Annotated in this window: 21 protein-coding genes; 15 read left to right on the top strand and 6 right to left on the bottom strand. The window is 53.4% G+C overall.

What is annotated here, in order from left to right; genetic code table 11:
• The first annotated feature begins 1 nt into the window (after position 1).
• The 3 genes from WG31_RS11520 to WG31_RS11530 are packed head-to-tail and all read left to right on the top strand — an operon-like array spanning position 2 to position 2,882.
• Positions 2–1,030, top strand: coding sequence for a class I SAM-dependent methyltransferase (locus tag WG31_RS11520; protein ID WP_063354606.1), 1,029 nt, complete (start codon positions 2–4; stop codon positions 1,028–1,030).
• Positions 1,027–1,812 carry a peptidoglycan editing factor PgeF gene (pgeF, locus tag WG31_RS11525; RefSeq protein ID WP_063354607.1) on the top strand — a complete coding sequence of 262 codons (786 nt, stop codon included), beginning with the start codon at positions 1,027–1,029 and terminating at the stop codon, positions 1,810–1,812. Before WG31_RS11520 ends, pgeF begins: the two co-directional genes overlap by 4 nt.
• A complete protein-coding gene (locus WG31_RS11530) occupies positions 1,809–2,882 on the top strand; it encodes a hypothetical protein (RefSeq protein WP_063354608.1) in 1,074 nt (357 codons plus the stop codon). The genes pgeF and WG31_RS11530 overlap by 4 nt, the downstream gene beginning before the upstream one ends.
• A gap of 48 nt (positions 2,883–2,930) precedes the next feature.
• On the opposite strand, the gene WG31_RS11535 is transcribed toward WG31_RS11530, so the two are convergent.
• Complete coding sequence (locus WG31_RS11535) at positions 2,931–4,292, bottom strand: transglycosylase SLT domain-containing protein (RefSeq protein ID WP_063354609.1); 1,362 nt, start codon at positions 4,290–4,292, stop codon at positions 2,931–2,933.
• 189 nt (positions 4,293–4,481) lie between these two features.
• Between WG31_RS11535 and WG31_RS11540 the strand changes: the two genes are divergently transcribed.
• The 3 genes from WG31_RS11540 to WG31_RS11550 are packed head-to-tail and all read left to right on the top strand — an operon-like array spanning position 4,482 to position 6,550.
• Positions 4,482–5,345: an ABC transporter permease gene (locus tag WG31_RS11540; RefSeq protein WP_006115842.1), complete on the top strand. Its 864-nt coding sequence runs from the start codon at positions 4,482–4,484 to the stop codon at positions 5,343–5,345.
• Positions 5,342–6,199, top strand: a complete 858-nt coding sequence (locus tag WG31_RS11545) for an ABC transporter ATP-binding protein (protein ID WP_063354610.1) — start codon at positions 5,342–5,344, stop codon at positions 6,197–6,199. The genes WG31_RS11540 and WG31_RS11545 overlap by 4 nt, the downstream gene beginning before the upstream one ends.
• Positions 6,200–6,550 (top strand): YnfA family protein, encoded by a 351-nt coding sequence (locus tag WG31_RS11550; protein ID WP_081461423.1) that lies wholly within the window; start codon positions 6,200–6,202, stop codon positions 6,548–6,550.
• Between the two features lie 4 nt (positions 6,551–6,554).
• On the opposite strand, the gene WG31_RS11555 is transcribed toward WG31_RS11550, so the two are convergent.
• From WG31_RS11555 to WG31_RS11570, 4 genes are all read right to left on the bottom strand, one after another.
• Positions 6,555–7,616, bottom strand: a complete 1,062-nt coding sequence (locus tag WG31_RS11555; protein ID WP_035353675.1) for a transporter — start codon at positions 7,614–7,616, stop codon at positions 6,555–6,557.
• Between the two features lie 146 nt (positions 7,617–7,762).
• Positions 7,763–8,050: a hypothetical protein gene (locus WG31_RS11560; protein WP_063354611.1), complete on the bottom strand. Its 288-nt coding sequence runs from the start codon at positions 8,048–8,050 to the stop codon at positions 7,763–7,765.
• 176 nt (positions 8,051–8,226) lie between these two features.
• On the bottom strand, positions 8,227–9,297 hold the full coding sequence (gene hisC, locus WG31_RS11565; protein ID WP_063354612.1) for a histidinol-phosphate transaminase: 1,071 nt from the start codon (positions 9,295–9,297) through the stop codon (positions 8,227–8,229).
• A gap of 101 nt (positions 9,298–9,398) precedes the next feature.
• Complete coding sequence (locus WG31_RS11570) at positions 9,399–9,971, bottom strand: ankyrin repeat domain-containing protein (RefSeq protein WP_063354613.1); 573 nt, start codon at positions 9,969–9,971, stop codon at positions 9,399–9,401.
• 338 nt (positions 9,972–10,309) lie between these two features.
• Between WG31_RS11570 and tkt the strand changes: the two genes are divergently transcribed.
• The 8 genes from tkt (at position 10,310) to WG31_RS11610 (ending at position 19,610) form a co-directional block, all read left to right on the top strand.
• Positions 10,310–12,412, top strand: coding sequence for a transketolase (gene tkt, locus WG31_RS11575; RefSeq protein WP_063354614.1), 2,103 nt, complete (start codon positions 10,310–10,312; stop codon positions 12,410–12,412).
• A gap of 84 nt (positions 12,413–12,496) precedes the next feature.
• Complete coding sequence (locus tag WG31_RS11580; protein ID WP_063354615.1) at positions 12,497–15,352, top strand: bifunctional transaldolase/phosoglucose isomerase; 2,856 nt, start codon at positions 12,497–12,499, stop codon at positions 15,350–15,352.
• A gap of 21 nt (positions 15,353–15,373) precedes the next feature.
• Positions 15,374–16,372, top strand: coding sequence for a phosphogluconate dehydrogenase (NAD(+)-dependent, decarboxylating) (gnd, locus tag WG31_RS11585; RefSeq protein WP_063354616.1), 999 nt, complete (start codon positions 15,374–15,376; stop codon positions 16,370–16,372).
• Between the two features lie 36 nt (positions 16,373–16,408).
• Positions 16,409–17,296 (top strand): Cof-type HAD-IIB family hydrolase, encoded by an 888-nt coding sequence (locus WG31_RS11590; RefSeq protein WP_063354617.1) that lies wholly within the window; start codon positions 16,409–16,411, stop codon positions 17,294–17,296.
• A complete protein-coding gene (gene pgl / locus WG31_RS11595; protein WP_063354618.1) occupies positions 17,293–18,039 on the top strand; it encodes a 6-phosphogluconolactonase in 747 nt (248 codons plus the stop codon). The genes WG31_RS11590 and pgl overlap by 4 nt, the downstream gene beginning before the upstream one ends.
• 16 nt (positions 18,040–18,055) lie before the next feature.
• Positions 18,056–18,769, top strand: a complete 714-nt coding sequence (gene rpiA / locus WG31_RS11600) for a ribose-5-phosphate isomerase RpiA (protein WP_006115829.1) — start codon at positions 18,056–18,058, stop codon at positions 18,767–18,769.
• A gap of 10 nt (positions 18,770–18,779) precedes the next feature.
• Positions 18,780–19,364 (top strand): gluconokinase, encoded by a 585-nt coding sequence (locus WG31_RS11605; protein ID WP_006115828.1) that lies wholly within the window; start codon positions 18,780–18,782, stop codon positions 19,362–19,364.
• An 18-nt stretch (positions 19,365–19,382) separates the two neighbouring features.
• Positions 19,383–19,610 carry a hypothetical protein gene (locus WG31_RS11610; RefSeq protein ID WP_006115827.1) on the top strand — a complete coding sequence of 76 codons (228 nt, stop codon included), beginning with the start codon at positions 19,383–19,385 and terminating at the stop codon, positions 19,608–19,610.
• A 21-nt stretch (positions 19,611–19,631) separates the two neighbouring features.
• Here WG31_RS11610 and WG31_RS11615 read toward each other — a convergent pair whose 3' ends face one another.
• Positions 19,632–19,844, bottom strand: coding sequence for a hypothetical protein (locus tag WG31_RS11615; RefSeq protein ID WP_170315295.1), 213 nt, complete (start codon positions 19,842–19,844; stop codon positions 19,632–19,634).
• Between the two features lie 97 nt (positions 19,845–19,941).
• Here WG31_RS11615 and WG31_RS11620 point away from each other — a divergent pair, with 97 nt between their 5' ends.
• Positions 19,942–20,964, top strand: a complete 1,023-nt coding sequence (locus tag WG31_RS11620) for an ABC transporter substrate-binding protein (protein WP_063354619.1) — start codon at positions 19,942–19,944, stop codon at positions 20,962–20,964.
• Positions 20,965–20,979 lie beyond the last annotated feature (15 nt).

Here is a 20,979-nt window from a genome sequence, read left to right on the forward strand (position 1 = left end):
CATGCCTTCCTCTTTGCCTCCACAAGCTGAAAGGCTGGATGTATTTATGGCGCGTGCCAATGCCCGCTATTATGCTACCACGCCTTTGCTTTCAGACTTTATTACCGCACCCGAAATCTCTCAGGTTTTTGGCGAACTTCTAGGGGCTTGGGCCGCTACGGTCTGGCAGAGTATGGGTTGCCCTGCACACGTTATCCTTGCAGAAGCCGGGCCGGGGCGTGGCACACTTATGGCAGACGCGCTACGGCTAATTACACGCTGTGCACCAGATTTTGCGCGTGCGCTTGATGTGCATCTGATAGAAATCTCTCCCCTTATGCGGCAGGCGCAAAAGCAAGCCCTTGCACCTTACATGGTGCCCACATGGCATAACCGGATAGAAGACCTTCCCTCTGGCCCGCTTATCCTGCTGGGAAATGAATTTCTGGATGCCCTACCCATTCGCCAGTTTATGCAAACGCCTTCTGGCTGGCACGAACGCTACGTAATGGATCAGACATTTCATCTTGTTCCATGTGCCGCACCAACATTGCCAGACGACAGAAAACTGGAAGCAAACACCATTGTAGAACTTTGCGAACCCGCGCTGGAGGTTGCACGCCACCTAGGGCAACGTTTCGCAACTCAACCGGGTGTGGCGCTGTTTGTTGATTACGGCCATCATTCCACCCTAACGGGAGATTCTCTTCAGGCACTACGCCATGCACGCCCAACACATCCGTTGGAAGCTGCCGGAGAAGCTGATCTGACAGCGCATGTTGATTTCACGGCCTTTGGCGCTACGGCCCAACAGGCTGGGGCCTGTGTTTATGGTGCAGAAACGCAAGGTGCATTTTTGCGTGCATTAGGCCTTATGGAGCGCACCGAACAACTGGCCACGCGCGCAACAGCAGAAGATGCCGCCATCCTGCGCAGCGCCGCACATCGGCTGGCCGCCCCAGAGAAAATGGGGCATTTGTTCCGTGTTATGGCTCTTGCCTCTCCCAGCTTGCCCTCACCTCCCGGCTTCATGAAAGGAGCGGACGTATGACTACAACGCTCTCACCTCTCACCAGCCCTTTACTTGGGCATACGCGCCACGGATTTTTCACGCGGGAAGGCGGTGTTTCCACCGGCCCTTACGCCAGCCTCAACTGCTCTACAAAATCTGGCGACACCCCACAGAATCTGGCTGAAAATCGCAGACGGGTTGCAACGCATCTGGGTGTGCAGGCAAGCCATTTGCTAGGTGTCACACAAGTGCATGGCCGCGCTGTGATAACCGCCACAGCCCCTTGGCCACCCGGCACAGGCGCACCGGCTGATGCGCTTGTAACCAATCAGCCAGATATTGCCATTGGCGTTATTACCGCAGATTGCGCACCCGTTTTGTTTGCCAATGCAGAAGGCACCATTGTTGGCGCCGCCCATGCAGGCTGGCGCGGTGCTTTGGCTGGGATTTTGGAATCCACACTGGAAGCCATGAAGGCCCTTGGCGCTAACATGGAAAGTATTAGCGCTGTTGTTGGGCCCTGCATTGCTCAGGAAAGCTACGAAACAGCCGAAGATATGCATACGGCCATCACTACGGCAGATAAACAGGCGGCTCGCTTTTTTGCTCCGGGCACACGCGCTGGCCATTATCAGTTTGATCTGGCGGGATGGTGCGTTTTTCGGCTGCAACAAGCCGGAGTGCGTAATGCTGCCGCATTAGGCGTTGATACACTCTCTGACGAAAAACGCTTTTTTAGCCATCGCCGCCGCACTCTGGCTGGTGGTGGACAGATTGGACACCAGATTTCAGCGATTGCTACGGGACTTCAGAACGGATGAACCGCCTTTTACGCCATGCTGCCTTGCCGCTTTCCTCTCTACTGCTCTTGGCAGGGTGTTTGGATGTGCCGCATCCGTTTTCCAACCCCGGCAAAGCTGGATCAAAACTTGCAGCCAATGCACCGCCCTCCCGGTTAGATATTCCCACACCTACAGATTCTTTGCTGTCTGATGCCTCTGCCCAGATATGGGCCAAAGATGTTGCATCGGAACTTCTACAGCAAACCATTCCAGCCATTGCCCAACCCACAAGGCCTGGAGACTGGTGGCTGAAAATGCGAGCAGAACTGCGAGGCGATCAGGTTGTACCAATTTACACAATCATGACGCCTAAAAACCAAATTCGCGCTACGCAGGAAGGGCAAGCTGTACCCGCGGCCCAGTGGTCTGCCGGAGATGCACCTTTCTTTACACTGGTTGCGCAGGATGCCGCACCACGTATTTCATCTGTGCTAACGGGTATTCAGGCGGATGATATGGAAAAAGACCCACACAGTCTCAAGCATCGTGCTGCACGGGTTTATTTTACAGGTGTAACCGGCGCACCGGGCGACGGCGATGTGTCTTTGGCCCGTGCCTTCACAGCCTCTTTCCGAGACAGTGAAGATACAATCCAGAACTCAAAAGAAAATGCTGATTTCACGGTTCATTCCACCGTTAAACTGACGCCCGGCCCGGTAGGCACGCTGGGGCATCCGCAACAGCATATCGAAATTGTCTGGAGCGTTGTGGACAAGGAAGGCAAGGAAGCCGGTGCGGCAACACAGCTCCATGATATTGATGCACACTCCCTAGATAATTATTGGGGGGATGTTGCCGTTGCTGCTGCGCAAGAAGCTGCCGCAGCCGTTAAACAAATTATCGGTCGCTATTCTGGGCGAGATAATGCACCATTAGGTGCGCCCGGTGCACCCCAGCCAGCACAGGCACAGGCACAGGCACAGGCACAGGCACAGGCACAGGCACAGGCACAGGCACAGGCACAGGCAGCTCAAGCGGCTATTACCACAAACGGCAATACAAGTGGCCCGACACGGCAAAACCAACCTGTGGCCCCGGCTCTACCATAAGAAAAATGGATATATTTTTGTGCCTATATCACTTAATAGGCACAAAAATCAGGAACGCGAACCGGGGGAAATCACCACGCAGCCACTTAGCTTGCGGCAAGCATCCAATGCTTCTTCGTGCGAAAGATTGGTCAGCCTAGCTCGATACAATTTGCCCGTTTTGGCCTGAACACTCGCTATTTGCGCACGTGCGCCAGAAAGGGCTGCCCGGTTGCGCGCTTGCCCGGTTGCATTTTGCGCCATGGATTGCGTGCCAAACGCACCCACCTGAATAGCCCATGTTTTGGACTCATCGCCACGTGTACGATGTGTCAGTAATGGCGCAGGTTCTGCGTGTGCAGTAGAAAACATCTGTATGCGCCGTTGAGACGTGCTCCCCAACACAAGGCGGGAAGGTGCTGTAAGTTGTTCGGGCGGGTTAGGAATAGGATCAGACGCATCTGCCACCTGCACTGGCGCAGTTGAGGCCGCTGTTTCGGAAGATCCTAACCGCTGCGCCCAAGCTGCACGCACATCTGCCGGGCTTTCTGTCAGCCCACTAATGCGGCCTTTACGGGCAACAGGCTGCCATTCTGGTGTATAGGATGTGGTTGCGGCATCTCCATCATTCCCCACCACTTCAGCCAGTTGCACCGGTTGTGCACCACTATTGCCGCTCCGCTGCGCCCAAGCAGATTTAACGGAGTTCACTTCCCCTACAGATTGAATAGGCTGGTAGGACTGGGCCATGCTATCATGGCTGGCAACCAACAAATCTGCCTGAGAGCGATTGGTCGGAGAAATCCCGACAATCCTGCGCCCGATAGAGGCTACATAATTCCGGGTTTCACGCGGGAGCGTACGGTTGCGCGTCAGAAAATCTTCAAGCCTTCCGGGGCCTGCATTGTAAGCCGCCAAAAAACCCGGAGAACCATACACATCATATAACTGGCGAATATAGCCCGTGCCCGCCATAATATTATCATGCGGGTCAAACGCATCATCACCCAAACTATAGGCTTGGCGCATTTCATCATATGTGGGAGGCATGAGCTGCATCAGCCCCATAGCCCCCGGCCCGGATGTGACAAGCTGCCCATTATGAAAAAGCCTGCCGCCCGATTCTTGCTGAATAACCGCGCGTATCCATGCATCCGGCACATCAAACCGCTTTGATGCTTCCTGAATATACGGCCCCCAAGGATCTTGCGCTGTGCCAGGTGGTGCGTAATAGGAACGCGCATGCGCCCGATACCGTGCGGCTTCTTCCGCCACAGGCATGGTAATATCATCCCCACTGGGCTGATTTGCACAGGCAGAAAGTAACGCCAAAAGCCCCAGAATAACTGAACCTTTAGTAGCGCGGGCCAATCTTTTGCCTCGCCATGCCACAGAACACCGCTTATGCTGGCTGACCTGTTTGGATGTCATGCTGTCTGGTCATCCCATTCATGGAAGGCAAGGCACCGGCTTGTCGGGAAGCTTTCCTGACGATCTGGCATAAAACTCATGCTGGTATTTATACCTCGGAGGTTTCTCATGCAAGAAATCGCTGCTGTTGTTCTTTGCCCATTATACTGCCTGTTGCAGAGACCGAATTGATCGGATAGGCCATAAAGCATGACGGCCACATCTGGTTCTTCCGCGCAGTTTTCTGGATCTGGGTTACCCACACACCCTAGCCAACCTTCGCGCTCCCGCCTTGTTTCTGCCTGCAATGATATTGCGGGCGGGCTACGCCTGTGGCGACTGGCCCTTTCGTTGGGCTGGCTAGATATCCGGCTGCAATTCAACGGATCACGCATTGGCCCCTTCTGGCTTACACTTACTACCGGTGTCATGGTTGGCTCCATGGGGCTGATCTATTCTCAGCTCTTCCATCTGGTTCTGCACGATTACCTCCCATATCTGGCAATTTCGCTTATTCTATGGCAGGCAGGGCTTTCCTCTCTTATTCAAGAAAGCTGTTCTACCTTTACGCGGGCAGCAGAAACCCTGCGTTCGGTTAACATGCCGTATTCCGTGCAGGCGTTCCGCACCATGGTTCGGTGTGGGATTATGTTTGGTTACAACATCATTGTGCCTATTGTGGTATTTTTGGTGTTGGGCGTATGGCCGGGCCTTACCATGCTTTTGGCCATACCGGCCATTGCAGTGTGGTTAGCCAACAACGTAGCACTCTGCCTGTTATTGGGCAGTGCTTGCGCCCGTTTTAGAGATATTCCGCCTATTGTAGGCAGTATTCTCCAGATTATGTTTTACATTACCCCTGTTATTTGGGAGCCCAAACAGCTCGGAAACACAACATTCTGGCTGTATTTCAATCCATTTTATGCACTGCTAGAAATTGTCCGCCGCCCGTTTCTGGGGCAGGCTCCGGAACTCACATTATGGATGATTGCCGGAGGTTTCAGCCTCACTTTATGGATTCTGGCCTTATTCACCTTCTCCCGCTCCCGTAGCAGACTGGCGTTCTGGATATGACAGATTCTTCTACGCTTGCGAGAGCAAAAACCACCACTGAATCAGCCTCCATCAGCATTAAAGATCTTTCGCTTAGCTTTCCTATTTTCCATGGAGGGGCGCGTTCACTTAAAAAAATGCTCCTTAAGCGTGGTAAGTCTCTGCTGGCCAGTGCGCGCGGGCTTCAAACTGGGGGTGCTGTTACCCTTGGGCAAGGTGAAACAGGCACAGTTTATGTAGAAGCACTCAGAGATGTTTCTCTCAGTATCAAGGCTGGGGAACGCGTGGGGCTTATTGGGCATAACGGTGCAGGTAAATCCACTCTGCTGCGTGTTATGGCGGGCATCTACATGCCGGAAGCGCCAAACGTGCATATTCATGGCAAAGTGGCCCCGTTGCTGGATCTGCTTTCTGGCATGAACCCACAGTTAACGGGGCGGGAAAACATCAGCCTATTTGGCCACCAGAAAGGCTTTCATTCCGCACAGATCAGCCAACTTGAAAAAGACGTAGAAGCTTTTGCTCAGCTAGATGACTTTTTGGATTTACCCGTAAGACTTTATTCCACTGGTATGACCATTCGGCTGGGTTTTGGCCTTGCAACTTCCATTACCCCACAAATCCTGCTGATGGATGAATGGTTTATGGCTGGAGATTTCCACTTTCAGGAACGTGCAGAAAAGCGCTTGGCCTCTGTAGTGGATTCTACGGATATTCTGGTCATTACTTCACATGCGCTGGGTGTGCTGGAAAAATGGTGCACCCGGCTTATCTGGATGGAACATGGGCAGATACGGATGGATGGCTCGGTAAAATCTGTCATGGACGCATACCGTGCAGAGTCTGAACAAAGCACCCAGAAAGACCATTCCTGAATCATGAATGCACTTGTTTTTCTGCTGCGTTCTTTCGGTATCTATCTTCTTGCCGGTTTTGCCGAAATTGCAGGCTGCTTTGCCGTCTGGCTCTGGATAAAGGAAGGCCGCTCAGGTTGGCTGACTGTCCCCGGACTGATCAGCCTCTGCATATTTGCCTTTCTGCTCACGCGTATAGATGAAGAAAGCGCAAGCCGGGCCTATGCTGCTTATGGTGGTGTTTATATTACGGCATCACTTATATGGATGCGCTGTGTAGAAGGCCGGACACCGGATAAATGGGAAATGACCGGCGCGTTAATCTGCTTACTGGGTGCTGGCGTTATTCTGCTAGCCCCACGGCACGGATAAAAGCTTAAAGCAGTTTTGTCAGCTTCAGCACAAACCATGTGCCAAGCATGATACCAAAGCACAGAATACCGGCAATAACCGTATCCCACGCACCGCCGGACAAAAACATACCGCCAGTGTTCATGCCGAAAAACCCGGTTACAAACGTGGCTGGCAGCATCAATGTTGTACCAACAGAAACGATATACAGACGACGGTTGGTTTCTTCCGCCTGATTAGATGTAAGTTCATCCTGCAAAGAGCGCGCCCTGTCCTGCAAGGCCAAAAGGTCGTCCAGCGCTGCATGAACCTGGCGTTGGGAGCGATCTCGCAAATCATCCTCAGCCCATTCAGGCAGTTCCAGTTCCTCATCACGAAAAATACGATCTACCGGTGCCAGAACACGTCGCAATTCTGTAGAGCGACGCCGGGCAACACCCAGCAAGCCACTCATGCGGCCCAGATCTGTATCTCGATCCAGCATCAGCAGCACATCTTCTGCACGATCCAACTGATCATCCAACCGTGCGAAATCACGCCGCAATGTATCTGCAAATTCCAGCAACGCCCGATCTACCACCTTGGCAGGAGAACGGGGAACAAGCCCACGCTGTAACTCGTGATACACCACCCCTAATGCAGGAATAGGATGCCTGCGCGTGGTGAGCAGCAGGTCTGGTTCCAGAGCAAACCGCCACGTGCTAACATTTCTTTCATCATCAGTGGATGTGTCATCAAACGCTGGCAGGGCACCAAAAACAATATCGCCCTCACTTTCCAGCCGCGTGCTGCGCTCCAGATTGGTCAGAACCTGACGTACCTCTTCTGGTAACGAAGGTATGCTTTCAATCTGTGCGCGAGAAAGAGTATGGACAATATCAAAATGGAACCAAGCCCACCCATCCTCTTTCATGAGTTCTGGGGGGAAGCTTCCAGTTGTTAGGCGTTGCGTTACAACATCCCGCCCCAGTTCCACCGGCTCCTTACCCGGACGGCAGAAAATGGCCCACACCAAGCCATCACGCAGCAGGGTACCGCCTTCAGAAAGAAGATCAGGCAGGGCTCCGGCTGATGGTAGGTTGGGCATCACTGGTCTCCCTGCTTTCTTACGGGCATATCCCTAAGCGGGCTGCGTAATAAAACCTGTTTTTGGCGCCAGCGCCAGTCAGGTTGCATAGCATGGGCCAAACATTGGCAAAAGGCAGGCAAACCACCTTTTGCCAACACTTAAATTTATGATCGCACCCGCAAACCGCCGGAACGACGGCCAGAACTATCCCTTGCAGGGCGAGCAGAGCGCGCACCATCTTGCTGCTTGCGTGCAGCTTTAAGAACAGGTGCCGCTGTCAGCTCGGCTTCTAGCTGAGCAATACGCTTACGTATGCTTTCCTTAAGCGCCGGAGAGGTATGAGCCTTCATTGCCCCCAGCGTTTCCTTCAGATCGCGCAGCTGCTTCTGTTTTTCTGGCAGAGAACGACGAATAGGCTGGTTGTCAGACATCTGGCCACGATAAGCACGCATGAGCTGAACCTCATTACAACAAAAGAAGGCACGGCCAGCATTATGGCCGCGCTGCCTGCACAGTGCAGAAGTGACCTATTGAAACCTGCGCCAAACGCACATAGCCGGTCACCCACCACAAAAAACGGCAGGCAAGCCCCCTATACGCGCAAAGAAAGCAGACTTTTAAGGTCTGATTATAGCGAATTGCTGCACAGAATATCCCGCAGCGTTGAAAGCAAGCTTTCACACTGCTGATCTGTGCCGACCGTAATGCGCAACCACGCAGCGGTGCGCTCACCCCTTAAGTGCCTAACAATAATGGCACGCTCTCTGAGTTGGATGGCCAGTTCTGCTGCGTTCCGGTTCGGATGTCGAGTGTAAACAAAATTGGCTTTGGACGGCAAGACATCAAAGCCGAGTTTTTGCAGCCCATTTGCCAACGCCGTTCTGCTGGCAATCACCTTCTGCACGCTGGAAGCAAACCATGCCTCATCTTCCACCGCGGCCGTTGCACCCACCTGCGCCAGACGATCCAGCGGATAGGAATTAAAACTATCCTTAATCCGCACCAGCCCTTCAATAAGTTCAGGCTGCCCAAACGCAAAACCAACCCGCAAGCCAGCAAGTGCACGGGATTTAGAAAAAGTCTGTACCACCAAGAGGTTGGGGTATTCCTTAATTAAGGAAACAGCACTTTCAGCGCCAAAATCCACATAGGCTTCATCAATCAGCACAACACGGTCTGGCTGAAGCTCCAGAAGTTTACGCACCTCCGCCAGACTAAGGGCAATTCCCGTTGGTGCGTTGGGGTTGGCAACCACCACACCACTGCATGGGCCTGCATAATCTGCAATATTTACCTGCATATCATCCGTAAGTGGAACCGTACGGAAAGGTAGGGAATAAAGGCCGCAATACACATGGTAAAAACTGTAGGTTACATCTGGAAACAACAACGGTGCGCCATGCGCAAAGAATGCCTGAAAAGCATGTGCCAGAACCTCGTCCGAACCATTGCCAACAAACACATATTCCGGCCCCAACCCAACACGGGCACCTAAAGCTGTGCGCAAAGCCAAAGCTTCAGGATCTGGATACAGGCGCAACGTATCATTATCCGCTGCCTGAATGGCCTCCAACACGCGCGGAGACGGACCATAAGGCGATTCGTTGGTATTCAACTTGATCAGATCGGTCATTTTGGGCTGCTCACCGGGAACATACGGTGTCAGCTTATGAACAAGCGGGCTCCAGAAACGACTCATGCTACCTATATCCAAAAAAACAAAAGCAGCCTGATGTTCAGGCCGCCTTATCCCTTCTTATCTGAAGGTGTAAAACCAAAATAATCTGCCAATCCCTTTATTCAGGAAAGGCTGGCAGCCACTGCTTTCAGTGCTTCTTCAAGAGCGGGTTTGCCTTGCCTGTGGGCCAGATCAATAGCGTTTAAGCCTTCGCCATCACGCAATGTCGGGTTGGCCCCAGCTTTCAGCAACAGCAGAGCCATATCATCCCGCCCAAACATCACGGCAAAGATCAGTGGCGTGCGCCCAACAGCATTGGGAATATCCACCGCAGCCCCAGCTTTCAGCAACATGTTAGCAATAGGCATATCGCCTTTAAACGCCACACCTGCCAGCGCCGTGGCTCCTTTTTCATCCTGCAAATCAGGCTTTGCACCATGCGCTAAAAGTACGCTTACGGCATCCTTATGCCCATTGTAAGAAGCCAGAATAAGCGGCGTATATCCTTTTTCAGCCCGCAGATTCGGATCCATACCGGCCTGCAAAAAGCGGGCCAGCATATCTGCATCCCCTTCCCGCGCAGCGTTTAGAAAAAGTGCTTCAATCTGCTCACGCGTAAAGCCCTGTGCGCTACCACCGGTTGCCGGGGTGGCTGTTCCCTGCTCGGACGGAGTCCGGGAAGAAACTTCTGTCATGACTGACCTCCGGAAAAGAATGGTTTTGCAACAACGGTTATCTTACGCTGCCGCGTTATTTAGAAAAAGAACCATATCAGCCCCTTTGTCCATACCACAAACGCACAAGTGGCACGCCTGCTCCCTACCTTGGCAAAAAGAGCATTTCAGGCCCAAAATCACAGAGTTATGACAGCAGACCTGTTCAACATAAAAAGCTGCCTGCACGTCATCATCTCTTGCCGAAAAACGCCTAACCGTGGAATTGTGCGGAACTCTTATAAGGCACACCGCTTAGGGTGCTCATAACTTTCCGGCCATAATTCGTAATTACGGCCCAGTCTGGAGGATAGGTCTGCATGCGCGTTTCTCTTCCCACCCCTGTTCGCGCACCTGCACAAACGCAGGGCAGTGGCGCATCCAGCCTTGATACGCTGTGCATCAACACCATTCGCGCACTTGTCATGGACACTGTGCAGAAGGCCAATTCTGGCCATCCGGGAGCGGCCATGTCCATGGCGCCGCTGACCTATACTCTATGGCAAAACCTTTTAAACTATGATCCAACCAACCCGCTGTGGCCTAATCGGGATCGGTTTGTACTGTCCATCGGGCATGCCTCTGCTCTGCTGTACTCTATGATCCATCTATCTGGCATCCGGCAGGTTACAAACGGCAAGATCACCAATGCTCCTGCTCTTACAACGGCTGATTTAGAGCAGTTCCGCCAGCTTGGCTCCAAAACACCGGGCCACCCGGAACACGGACATACAACCGGCGTGGAAACCACAACCGGGCCGCTAGGCGCTGGCTGTGGGAACTCTGTTGGCATGGCCATAGCAGAAAAGTGGCTGGCCGCACGCTTCAATAAACCGGGCTTTGACCTGTTTAACCACCATATTTACACCCTGTGTGGTGATGGTGACATGATGGAAGGCGTAAGCAGTGAAGCGGCTTCCCTCGCTGGTCATCTCCAGCTTGGCAACCTTATCTGGATTTACGATTCCAACCGTATTTCTATTGAAGGCGGCACCAACATTGCGTTTACAGAAAATGTGGCAGAACGCTTTGCGGCCTATGGCTGGCAGGTTCTGGAACTGAAGGATGCGAACGATACCACAGCTTTCACCCAACTAATTGCCAAAGCCAAGGCTGAAACCAGCCGCCCAAGCATTATTATCGCACATTCGGTTATCGCATGGGGTGCGCCCAATAAAGCTGGTATGGCCTCCGCTCATGGGGAACCTTTGGGCGCAGAGGAAGTGCGTGAAACCAAAAAGTTTTTCGACTGGCCAGAAGATAGCAGCTTCTTTGTGCCAGAAGTAGCGCTACAACATATGCAGGATGGCTTGGGTGCCCGTGGGGCCGCTGCCAGCGCCGCATGGAACAAACTGTTTGCCAATTACCATTCCTCACACCCAACCCTGGCCGCAGAGCTAGATGCCATTTTCAATGGCACGCTACCAGAAGGCTGGGATGCAGATATTCCAGTGTACGAAGCCAGCGCCAAAGGTGAGGCCTCCCGCTCCAGCTCTGGCGCGGTGTTAAACGCTGTAGCAGGCCGGTTGCCTTGGCTGCTGGGTGGTTCTGCCGATCTGGCGCCTTCCACCAAAACGCTACTAAAAGGCGAAAAAAGCTTTCAGCCCGCACAATGGGGCGGAAGCTATGCTGGGCGCAATTTCCACTTTGGGGTGCGAGAACATGCCATGGGGGCCATTGCAAATGGTATGGCCCTGTATGGCCTGCGCCCTTATGCGGCTGGCTTTCTGATTTTCTCGGATTACATGAAGGCCCCTATCCGCCTTTCCTCCATTATGGGCGTGCCTGTTACCTATATCTTCACCCATGACTCCATTGGTGTGGGTGAAGATGGCCCAACACATCAGCCTATCGAACAGCTTGTGCAATTGCGCGCTACGCCGGGCCTGATAACGCTGCGCCCAGCTGATGCCAACGAAGTGGCAGAAGCATGGCGTTTTCTGATCCAGCACCGCACCGGCCCCAGCGCCCTTGCCCTGAGCCGCCAGAACCTACCCACGCTTGATCGCACCCGCTATGCACCGGCTTCTGGCCTCAGCAAAGGTGCGTACGTTCTTGCAAGCAGTGAGCAGACACCAAAGGTCATCCTAATTGCATCGGGCAGCGAAGTTTCTTTGGCTGTCGGCGCGTATGAAGCCCTGAGCGCAGAAGGTATTCCGGCCCGGGTTGTTTCCATGCCCAGTTGGGAACTTTTTGAAGCCCAGCCACAATCTTACCGTGAGAGCGTGCTACCCGCCGCTGTAACAGGACGTGTGGTTATAGAAGCAGGCTCACCCATCGGGTGGGATCGCTATGCTGGGCCAACGGGTGAAATCATTGCCATGCGCGGCTTTGGTGCCTCAGCTCCAGCGGGCAAACTGCTTGAAAAATTTGGTTTTACGCCAGAAGCCGTATTGGCAGCAGCCAAACGGCAGGCAGGCTGAACAAACCAGATATTTCACCGCGCGTTATATTACATCGGCCTGCCCGGTTTTTAATCGGGCAGGATGGAGAAAGGATAACCACCAATGACATCCTCCGCCACGCCAAGCGCCAATCCATTACGGGCACTCGCAAAAGCCCATCAGTCCCCCTGGCTGGACTTCATCCGTCGCTCCTTTGTGGAGGATGGTTCACTGGCGCGCCTTGTGCAGGATGATGACATTCGTGGTGTCACCTCCAATCCTGCCATCTTCCAAAAAGCGATGGGAGAAGGCACGGAATATGATGCCCAGATGCGTGACATTCTGGCGCATGAAATTGTTTCCCCCGGAGCGCTCTACGAAAAACTGGCCGTTACAGACATTAAGGCAGCCGCCCGTGTTCTGGCCCCGGTGTATGAGCAGGCTCGTGGCAAGGATGGCTTTGTAAGCCTAGAGGTTTCTCCGTATCTGGCACGAGATCTGGCAGGCACAACACATGAAGCCGCCCGCTTGTGGGCGGATGTGGCTGAGCCCAACCTGATGGTCAAAATTCCCGCAACGCCTGAAAGCATTCCGGCTATCCGAGCCAGCATTGCCGCAGGCATTAACGTTAACGTCACGCTTATTTTCTCTCTGAATGCTTACAAAGATGTTGTTGATGCGTGGTTGAGTGGTCTGGAAGACCGGAAAGCCAAGGGCGGAGATCTCTCCCACGTTGCCTCCGTTGCCTCCTTCTTTGTCAGCCGGATTGACAGCAAGATTGATGCAGAAATTGATCGGCGCGTTGCTGCTGGGGATAAAGATGCCGCAGCCCTGAAAGCTCTACGCGGCAAAGTTGCCATTGCGAATGCCAAGATGGCCTATGTTTACTGGCAGGAAATTATGCAAACGCCGCGCTGGAAAGCGCTGGAAGATGCAGGTGCGCAAACTCAGCGCCTTCTGTGGGCCTCTACCGGCACCAAAGATAAAGCCTATAGCGATGTGCTGTATGTTGATAGCCTGATCGGCCCGCAAACCGTTAACACTCTGCCGCCTGCGACTATGGATGCCTTCCGTGACCACGGCACTGTGGCTGAAACACTTGGTACAGATATCGCCGATGCCCGACAGGTGATGGAAGATACCCAGCGCCTTGGTCTGGATCTGGAAGGAATTACCAAAACCCTTGTAGATGAAGGCGTGCTATCCTTTGCAGATGCCTTTGATGGGCTACTGGGCTCTGTTGCTGCCAAACAGGCCACCCTTTTGGGCGATAAACTCACCACCCTGAAAACAAGCCTGCCAGCCGATTTTCAGGAAGCAGTTAACAAAGGCCTCACCGCCTGGCGCAAATCTGGCTCTATCCGCCACATCTGGGCCAAAGATGCCGCGGTATGGACCAATGGGCCAGAAGCCAAATGGCTAAACTGGCTGAATACGGTAGACGACCGCCTGCACCATATTGGGGATCTGGAAGCTTTTCAGGCTGAAGTGAAGGCCCGCGGTTTCCATCAGGTTCTGCTGATGGGCATGGGGGGGTCCAGCCTTGGGCCAGAAGTGCTGGCCATGACCTTTGGCAAGCACGAAGGCTTTGGCCACCTTTACGTGCTGGACAGCACGGACCCGCAGCAGGTTGCCGCTTTTGAAAAGAAGATAGATCCGCACCACACGCTGTTTATTGTGGCCTCCAAATCCGGCAGCACGCTGGAGCCCAATATCATGCTGGCCTATTTTCAGGATCTGGCCAAACGGGCACTGAAAGAAAAAGCGGGTTCACATTTTGTAGCCATTACAGACCCGGGCTCTAAGCTGGAAGCCTTTGCCAAGGCCGAGGGATTCTGGAAGATTTTTGCCGGTGACCCACAGATTGGTGGTCGTTACTCTGTTCTTTCTAATTTTGGCATGGTGCCTGCTGCGGCAGCCGGTGTACCTCTACGCTTGTTCCTTGAAGATGCACTGCGGGGTGTACGCATGTGCGATGGCAGCGTGCCACCCGTGTCCAACCCCGGCGTTTTGCTTGGCACCATTATGGGCGTTGCCGCCACACGGTTTGGCCGCGATAAGCTGACGATTATCGCCACGCCACAAATCATGGATTTTGGCGCGTGGATGGAACAGCTTATTGCTGAATCCACCGGCAAACATGGCAAGGGCATCATCCCCATTGACGATGAAACACTGGGGGGGCCCAAGCGCTACGGCACAGACAGGCTGTTTGTTTATCTGCGCCTCGCCACCGAACATCGGCATGAGCAGGACGAAGCCATTTCAACCCTGATTGATGCCGGGCAGCCTGTCATTACCATCAACTTCCATAACAGACGCCAGATCGCGCAGGAGTTCTTCCGTTGGGAGATTGCAACCGCTGTTGCAGGTGCATTCCTGAACATTGATCCGTTTGATCAGCCAGATGTTGAATCCACCAAGATTGAAACACGCAAGCTGATGGAAGCGTACGAAAAAACCGGCAAACTGCCCGCAGAAGAACCTTTTGCACAGCACGGCCCGCTGGTGTTTTTTGCAGATCAAGCAAATGCGAACGCCCTTAAGGGAGATACAGCAACAGCTATCCTGAAAGCACACTTTGACCGCGTAAAAACCGGAGATTACGTGGGACTTCTGGCTTACATTGAACGCAACCGTGAAACACTGGAATGGATCCAGCATGTGCGCTTGCATGTGCGAGATGCCAAAACCATTGCCACGGCAGCAGAATTTGGCCCGCGCTTTCTACACTCCACCGGTCAGGCTTACAAAGGTGGACCCAACACGGGTGTTTTCCTGCAAATTACTGCGGATGATGCGCGAGACCTCCCCGTGCCGGGCACAGGTTATTCCTTTGGTGTTGTCAAAGCCGCTCAGGCACGTGGAGATTTTGACGTGCTAGCCGAACGCAAACGCCGTGCCCTGCGCGTGCATATTAAAGGAAATCTAAAAGAAGGCCTTGCAGCGCTTGCTTCCGCCCTGCATGACGCCCTGTAAAATATCAGACAGGAGAACATTATGCAGATTGGCATTGTTGGACTGGGCAGAATGGGCGGCAACATTGCCGTCCGCCTGACACGGCACGGGCACGACGTTGTTGTTTATGACCGCGATACCGCAATGGTGGAAAAAACCGTTGCCCGCGCAGAAGCCGGTCGTGCTATTGCCGCCAGCAACCTTGCCGATGTGGTGGAAAAGCTGAACGGACCCAAAAGAATTGTGTGGTCCATGCTTCCGGCTGGCGCCATTACGGAAGAAACCGTAATGGCTTTGGCTGGCCTGATGCAAAAAGGCGATATCGTTATTGATGGTGGCAACACCTATTACAAAGATGATATCCGCCGCGCCAAAATGCTGGCTGAGAAGGGCATTGATTACATTGATGTCGGCACATCTGGCGGTGTGTGGGGCTTAGACCGTGGCTACTGCATGATGTATGGCGGCCCGCGTGAAGCCGCCGATCATATTGATCCTATTCTGGCCTCTCTGGCACCGGGCATTGGAGATATCCCTCGCACGCCAGGCCGTGATCACGCAGACCTCGACCCCCGTGCGGAACAAGGCTACCTTTACTGTGGCCCTGCCGGATCAGGCCATTTTGTTAAAATGGTTCATAACGGTATTGAATACGGCATGATGCAGGCCTTTGCCGAAGGCTTTGACGTGATGTACCGCAAGGACTCACCACTTTTAGCAGAAGATGAACGTTTCTCTCTCAACATGGCAGATATTGCCGAAGTCTGGCGCCGTGGCAGCGTGGTATCTTCTTGGTTGCTAGACCTTACGGCTCAGGCTCTGGCCAAAAATGGTGAACTTTCTGAATTCAGCGGTGAAGTGAGTGATTCGGGTGAAGGCCGCTGGACAATCGAAGCCGCTATTGAAGAATCTGTGCCCGTGCCGGTTATGACAGCCGCACTGTTCACGCGCTTCCGTTCACGCAGTGGCAATACATTTGCAGAAAAAGTGCTATCTGCCATGCGTTTTGGCTTTGGTGGCCACGTAGAAAACAAGAACTAACATAACATTTTAAACGCAGTGCAGGAGTCGGGAAGTATGACAGATAACGGACAGAACGGACTCAACCCGGGCCGTCCGCCTGCTTCCCGCATCCGCCTTGTTGTGTCTGACATGGATGGCACGCTGCTTACGCCGGAAAAACAGGTTACCCGGCATAGTATTGCCGCTATCCAGGCTCTTCAGCAGGCCGGTGTGCCTGTTTGTCTTGTTAGCAGCCGCCCTCCGGGTGGGATGGAAATGTATTTTGATGTGCTGGGCCTGCACACGCCTTATGGCGCGCTGAATGGTGGCACCATTTTTAATGCAGACCGCACAATCCGCTCTCGCCTCTCACTAGACCCCGAAGCTGTTCAGGAAACCTTGGATATGCTGAAGGTGCATGACATTGATGCCTGGCTCTTCCGTGGGCATGAGTGGTTGGTAACTAATGCAACCGGCGCATATGTAGAACCCGAAGCAAAAGCCGTGCGCATGACCCCTACAGCGGTGCCATCGTTTGATGATTACCAGCTGGATGTTGGCAAGGTGACTGGATCTTCTGCCGATTATGAAGCCTTGATGCGTCAGGAGCTGGAAATCGGGCAGTTGCTAGAAGGCCGCGCCAGTGTAGCCCGCTCCTGCCAATGCTTTTTAGATATCACCCCCAAAGATGCCAACAAGGGCTACGCCCTGCGCCAATTGGCCAATTTGTACAACGTACCCATAGAAGAAGTGGCCTGCATTGGGGATATGAACAACGATGTGCCCATGCTCTCCATCGGTGGGCTTTCTATTGCGATGGGGCAGTCAAAACCCGAAGTGGCGGAAACAGCCCATTTTGTAACGGCCCCGAATTCAGAAGATGGCTGGGCCAAGGCTATAGAACAGTTTGTATTGCCCCGCGTGGCTCCTCTTTCAGACACGGCAGGAAAGACAGTATCGTGACAGAACAGAATACCGCCACCGGTGCCCTGCACATTTCTGCAACACGAGACAGCCTGATGCATGATCTGGCTGACTGGCTTGTTAAGCAGACGCTCCAGCGCCCGGAAGCTCCCTTCCGCATTGCGCTAAGTGGAGGTAGCACGCCGCAACATCTCTACCGCCTGATGACAGAAGAACCCTATGTCAGCCGCTTTCCGTGGCAGCGCATGCAGTTTTTTCTGGGAGATGACAGGTTTGTGCCGCACGATCATGCAGATAGCAATTATGGCATGATCCGCCGCCTGCTGTTTTCCCGCGTGCCTGTGCCCGCAGAAAACATCTTTCCCATGCCGGATAAAGGTACTGCGGAGCAAGCTGCCAAGGACTATGAAGCCACCCTGAAACAGATCTATCACGGAGATGCCCTTCAGGCAGGCAAACCCCTTTTTGACGTAAACCTACTGGGCTTAGGCACGGATGGGCACACGGCCTCGCTTTTCCCTGGTCAGCCGGTGTTACAGGAACGCACCGCGTGGGTTGCCCCTTGCGTGCCGCCTGTTGCCCCCCACACGCGACTGACACTGACATACCCGGCTATTCATGCCAGCCGACACGTTATTTTTCTGGTAGAAGGGGCAGACAAGAAAGAAGCTGTTACCCGCGTAAGAGCGCAGGATCCTGCCTGCCCCGCCAGCGCCATTACCAGTGCAGGAAATCTGATCTGGTTTTTAGATCAGCCCGCCGCTCCCGCACCGCAGAACTAACAGGATACAAACAGGCATGACCGCAACACCGCCCGATCCCGCTGCAGCCTTCAAACAGCAGGCTGCCATTAAAGCTGCATCTCTTGTGCAAGATGGCATGGCCGTTGGCCTTGGCACGGGTTCTACCGCCAAATTTGTTGTTGCTGAACTTGGCCGCCGTGTGCGGGAAGAAGGGCTGCGTATCCGCGCCATTCCTACATCCAGTGTCACAGAAAAACAGGCCAGAGAAGAAGGTATCCCCCTCACCACTTTTGGGGAACAGCCAGAACTTGATATCGCCATAGACGGGGCGGATGAAATTGAACCACGCACCCTCAACCTCATCAAAGGTTTGGGTGGCGCTCTGTTATGGGAAAAAATAGTGGCCTCTGCCGCCAAGCAGTTTGTGGTGGTGGCCGATGCCACCAAATATGTAGACCATCTGGGTGCAAAATGCCCTCTGCCAGTAGAAGTTATTCCTTTTGGCTGGGAAAATGTTGCACGCCAACTGGGGGCACTGGGCGCACATGTTACACCACGCCGTAACCGTGATGCCTCTTTCTATCTGACAGATGAGAAGAACCTGATCATGGATTGCGTGTTTGGCCCCATGATGGAACCTGAAAAGCTGGGCCGCTCCATTCTGGAAATTGTTGGTGTGGTTGAACACGGGTTGTTCCTGCATATGGCGCGCCAAACCATTACTGCTGGGCCAGAAGGCATACGCATCCTCACCCCACAGCAGGATTAAAACATCACCCATGCCACAGAATGCTTCTGCCCACCCTACAGACAGCACACTCCCTGCCCAACCAGCAGCACGGGGTATTACCCGACACCTACTGGTTATTATGGGTGTATGCGGGTCTGGCAAAAGCACTGTGGCTGAAGGGTTGCATAATGAATTGGGGTGGCCCTGGCTGGATGCAGATAGCCTGCATTCTGCCTCCAGCATTGAAAAAATGGCCCACGGCGTTCCACTGACAGATGAAGACCGCCAAGGCTGGTTGGCCCGTTGCCATGCCTGGTTGGCAGAAAAACAAAAAGCCGGAACGGGCGGTATCCTTGCCTGTTCCGCCCTCCGCCGCGTTTATCGTGATCGACTTCAGCAAGATGGCGTACAGCCTATATTTATCTATTTAAGCGCAGATACATCTGTGCTGGCACAAAGGTTAAAAACCCGGGCCGACCACTTTATGCCTGCCTCTTTATTGCCTAGCCAGTTGGAAACGCTGGAACCGCCACAAGCGGATGAGAAAGCGCTTACTTTTTCCGTGCTCCCAGAACCAGCAGAAATTATCGCAGAAATTCTGACACGCTTGAGAACTCTTCCCTTAAACATGTAAACGCTACGGGAGAAGCTAGTGGGACACAATTACGCCAAACCCCTTACATCCGGGCAAAAAATGGAACGCCTGCTGGCACGTATTCCACCGGGTTGGCACATTGCGTTGGAGCGTCAGACTGGTGAGGCCACATGGCGTGCCCTTACACATGCCCCGGATAAAGAAGGAAGCTGGAGCGCACCTTATGCTGATCCAGCAGATGCATTGGAAGAAGCATGGCGCAACAATCGTTCAGTGCTTGTCTAATTTTTGCATGAAGCTAGGCCGCTACCGCCCTGCTTTTTCCGATGTCACCTTACGGTAGGGTTTGCCGGTTAGACTATTTATTCTAACCTTACGGGGGCGCTTGGGCGTTTCATCTGGCACAACGTGACACGGTACACCTTCAGCCTGCCGTGCTTTTGCAAAGCGTTGCGCATGTGAAAGTTGAGATGCCTGATAAAGCAGCTTGTCCCCCAGCATAACCTTGTGCTTACGCACGATAATTTTCCTCCAAGAGTTCACCATATCCACACTAACATGGTGCTTGTGGCGCATCTATCTGTATCCTATCGTATATAAAAACAGGATACGCTCCATGCCTTCATTGCTGACACGCCTTTGTTGTTCCTCCCTGCTGATTGCGGGATTAGGCTCTTTTGTTGCTTCCTCCGCCATAGCACGCAGCGTTACGGATATGAGTGGCCATACCGTTGAGATCAAGGACGACCACCCAGCCATTGCAGACCTCTGGTTTGCCCATAATGAAATTTCCGTCATGCTGGGGGCCGCAGACCGTATCCGGGTTTCTGCCGAAAATCCAGTGGATAGCCCGTGGCTGTTCAAAGTGGCGCCTATCATGAAAAACGCCCATACGGGCGTGCGGCCTGATACCGCCAGCGCAGAAAATTTGCTGGCCCTCAATATCGGTCTGGCTTTTGTGCCAACATCTGCAAAGGCAGAAGAACTACGCAGAATGGGCGTGCCCACTTTGTGCGCAGAATATACAACTCTGCCACAGATGCTAAAATCTATGGATATGACAGCCCAAGCGCTGGACACACCGAAAGCCACTCGGGTTGCTCAGTCTTACAAAGAGGACATGGAAGCAACGCTTAAGCAATTAAGCACCCGGTTGGCCAATCTGCCCGCCGCAGAACGCCCTCGCGTTTTGCATATTGCGCGCCTGAACCCATTGCAGATTGATGGTACAGACACACTGATAGATGCCTGGATACAAACTGCTGGCGGGCACAATGCTGCGACGGTCAGCGGCAACCATCGCCCTGTTTCCTTTGAACAAATTGCTGTGTGGAATCCGGATGTCATTATTATCGGGGCCTCCGCAGGCATGCCGGACGCGGCCTCCCCTCTAAGGTCTCTGGCTGCTTTCAAAAACGGGCGGGCATGGATAAACCCACGAGGCGTATTTGCATGGGACAGATACGGCGCGGAGGAGCTACTTCAACTTCAATGGGTTGCGCAAAAACTGCACCCAGATCTTTTTGCAGATACGAATATGCACAAGGCCACACAGGCCTTTTACCGTAAGTTCTTCCATTATCCTTTAACAGATCAGGAAGCTGACCTTATTCTGGCTGGAAAACCACCTGCTCCATAACCAGCATGCATCATA

Source organism: Acetobacter oryzifermentans, assembly GCF_001628715.1.
In the GTDB taxonomy this organism is placed as follows: Bacteria; Pseudomonadota; Alphaproteobacteria; order Acetobacterales; family Acetobacteraceae; genus Acetobacter; species Acetobacter oryzifermentans.